Origin of the sequence: Mycobacterium palustre (assembly GCF_002101785.1) — a bacterium.
In the GTDB taxonomy this organism is placed as follows: domain Bacteria; phylum Actinomycetota; class Actinomycetes; order Mycobacteriales; family Mycobacteriaceae; genus Mycobacterium; species Mycobacterium palustre.
Genome location: NZ_LQPJ01000030.1, coordinates 1 through 2,929, shown reverse-complemented (window position 1 = coordinate 2,929; position 2,929 = coordinate 1). Strand labels below are relative to the sequence as shown.

At 71.4% G+C, this 2,929-nt stretch carries 1 pseudogene; it reads left to right on the top strand.

The features are described from left to right. Positions 1–2,929 (top strand): annotated as a pseudogene (locus AWC19_RS03060) (condensation domain-containing protein); the annotation flags it as partial.

Here is a 2,929-nt window from a genome sequence, read left to right as displayed (position 1 = left end):
CGCGCCGGCATCTACGCCCAAGTCCTCGGCCTCGACCGCGTCGGCGCAAACGACTCCTTCTTCGAACTCGGCGGCGACAGCATCCTGTCGATGCAGGTGGTGACGCGGGCGCGCGCGGCCGGGGTGCTGTGCCGTCCGCGCGACATCTTCGTCGAGCAGACCGTGGCCCGGCTGGCCCGGGTGGCCATCGTCGCCGACGACGCCGACGTGATCGACGCGGGCGTGGGGCCCGTGGCCGCGACCCCGATCGTGCGGTGGCTGCTGGGCCAGCAACACACCGGTCCCGTCGAGCAGTTCAACCAGACGGTGGTGGTGCAGGCCCCCGCGGGGGTGACCGAGGCCGACGTGGTGGCGTTGCTGCAGGCCCTGCTGGATCGGCACGCCATGTTGCGGCTGCGGGTCGACGGCGACGGGGCGGGCGGCTGGTCGCTGACGGTGCCCGAACCGGGGGCGGTGGACGCCCGCGGCTGCCTGAGGGCGGTGGAGGTGTTGTCCGAGCAGGCGCTGGTGGAGGCGCGGTCGCGGTTGAACCCGGCGGCCGGGGCGATGGTGAGCGCGTTGTGGGTTTCCTCCACGCGGCGGTTGGTGGCGATCGTTCACCATCTGGCCGTCGATGGGGTGTCGTGGCGGATCCTGCTGGAGGACCTCAACCTGGCCTGGGCCCAGCGTCGCGGCGGGCAGCCGGTGGTGTTGCCGGCGCCGGGGACGTCGTTCGCCCGGTGGGCGTCGCTGCTGGCCGACTACGCGCACCGCGCCGACGTGGTGGAGCAGGCGCCGGTCTGGCGGCAGATCGCGGCGGTGCCGCCGGCGCTGCCGGCGGTGCAGCCCGCGGTCGACACCTACGCCAGCGCCGGAACCTTGTTGGCGCAGTTGGATGTCGAGACCACCCGGATGCTGCTCGGCGAGGTCCCGGCGGCGTTTCACGCCGGGATCCACGAGATCCTGTTGATCGCGTTCGCCCTGGCGTGCGCGGAGTTCCTGGGGGCGGGCGCCGCGCCGGTGGTGGTCGACGTGGAGGGCCACGGCCGTCAGGAGGATGTCGTCGCCCCCAACGAGCACGTCGACCTGTCGCGCACCGTGGGGTGGTTTACCGCCAAGAACCCGGTGGCGCTCAACGTCGGCGGGCTGCCCTGGGCTCAGGTCGTGGCCGGCGAGGCGGGGCTGGGCGCGGTCATCAAGGACGCCAAGGAACAGCTTCGCTCCCTGCCCGACGGCCTGACCTACGGCGCGCTGCGCTACCTCAACGGCGACGTCGACCTCGACGGGTCCGACCCGCCGATCGGGTTCAACTACTTGGGCCGGCTGGGCGCGGGCCCCGAGGCGACCGGTGATGCCTGGGCAATCTGCGAGGACGGGCTGTCGCTTATCGACGCCAGCGCGAGGCTGCCGATGCCGTTGGCGCACACCGTGGAGCTCAACGCCAGCACGGTCGACGCCGAGAACGGCCCATACCTGCACGCTGGCTGGAAGTGGGCGCCCTCGGCCCTGGACCAGGCGCAGGTCAGCCGGCTGAGCCGGTTGTGGTTTGACGCCCTGGCGGGCATCTGCGCGCACGTGCGGGGCGGCGGGGGCGGGTTGACGCCTTCCGATGTCGCTGCCGGTCTCAGCCAGCAGCAGATCGACGAGCTGCAGCGGCAATATGCGGATAGCTGACGTCCTGCCGCTGACGCCCCTGCAGCAGGGGCTGTGGTTCCACGCGAGCGCCGCCGCGGCGGGCGACGACGTGTATGCGGTGCAGCTCGAGATCTCCCTGACTGGTCGGCTCGATGTGCACCGCCTGCGCGAGGCGGTGCACACCGTGGTCACCCGCCACCCCAACCTGGCGGCCCGCTTCTCCGACAAGTTCGACCAGCCGGTGCAAATCATCCCGGGTGATCCCGTGGTGCCCTGGCGGTTCGTCGACCTCAGCGGGGCCGGCCCGGACCGCGACGAGCAGATCCGGCAGGTGTGTGCCGCCGAACGCGCCGCCGTCTGCAACCTCGCCCACCAGCCGCCCTTCCGGGCCGCCCTCATCGGCATCGCGGACGACCGGCACCGGTTGGTGTTGACCAACCACCACATCGTTCTCGACGGCTGGTCGCTGCCCATCGTCCTGGGGGAAATCTTCGCCAGCTATCAGGGCAGGTGGCTGCCCGCCGCACCGCCGTACCGCGGCTTCGTGACCTGGCTGGCCGGCCGCGACCTCGACGCCGCTCGGGCGGCGTGGGGTGAGGTGCTGGCCGGCTTCGACACGCCCACCTTGGTCGGGCCGCCGGACCGGCTGGAGCTGGGGCCGCGAGGTGTCGCGTCGTTTCGGGTGCCCGAGCGGACCACGCAGGCGCTGGGCGAGCTGGCGCGCTCGCGTCACACCACCGTCAGCACCGTGCTGCAGGCCGCCTGGGCGCAACTGCTGACGTGGTTGACCGGCCGGAACGACGTCGCGTTCGGCACGACCGTCTCGGGCAGGCCGCCGGAGCTGCGCGGCGCGGAGTCGATGGTGGGCCTGCTCATCAACACCGTGCCCGTCCGCGCCAGGATCACGGCCGGCACCACCACCGGCGACCTGCTCGACCAGCTGCAAAACGCCTACAACCACACGCTCGAACACCAGCACCTGGCGCTCACCGAGCTGCACCGCATCACCGGCCAGGACCGCCTCTTCGACACCTTTTTCGTCTACGAGAACTACCCCCTCGACGCCGCGGTGTCGTCGGGCACCGAGGGGTTGGCCATCACCGACATCACCCACCGCGAATACAACCACTACCCGCTCGCGGTCCAGGCCCTTCCCGGCAGCGAACTGGGTCTGCGAGTCGAATTCGACAGCGACGTGTTCGACCCGACGGGCGTCGAAACGCTGATCGAACGTTTCAAGCGGGTGTTGGCGGTGATGGTGGGTGAGCCGGGTCGGGTGTTGTCGTCGGTGGAGGTGGTTGATGGTGGTGAGCGG